The sequence below is a fragment of the Psychrobacter sp. 78a-MNA-CIBAN-0178 genome, assembly GCF_040309625.1.
Classification (GTDB): Bacteria; Pseudomonadota; Gammaproteobacteria; order Pseudomonadales; family Moraxellaceae; genus Psychrobacter; species Psychrobacter okhotskensis.
In genome coordinates this window covers 1-248 of sequence record NZ_JBEOOZ010000181.1, presented here as the reverse complement: position 1 = coordinate 248, position 248 = coordinate 1, and the positions used below count along the sequence as shown (strand labels likewise).

1 protein-coding gene is annotated in these 248 nt (G+C 47.6%); it reads left to right on the top strand.

Going from position 1 to position 248, the window contains the following annotated elements; translation table 11 throughout:
- The coding region (locus AAEY80_RS14760) for a hypothetical protein (protein ID WP_350542094.1) at positions 1-248 on the top strand (248 nt) is incomplete at both ends.

Here is a 248-nt window from a genome sequence, read left to right as displayed (position 1 = left end):
GCCGATATTGCTCAAGAGAAAAAAGACAAGGGTCTGACTGGACTACAACATGAAGTGACCTTTATGGGTTGGTTGCGCGCTTGTACCGTCAGTTACTTAGACTTGGCCGAAGGCAATATCTATCAATCGAGTGCCAATCCTGCCTTACATCCTGAAGTGCAAAGACGGCTCATGTGGGACGGTGAGCACAATCCGTATAACATCCTACCTGTCACAGAAGAGCGCAAGGCCGCCTTTAACAATCAAAA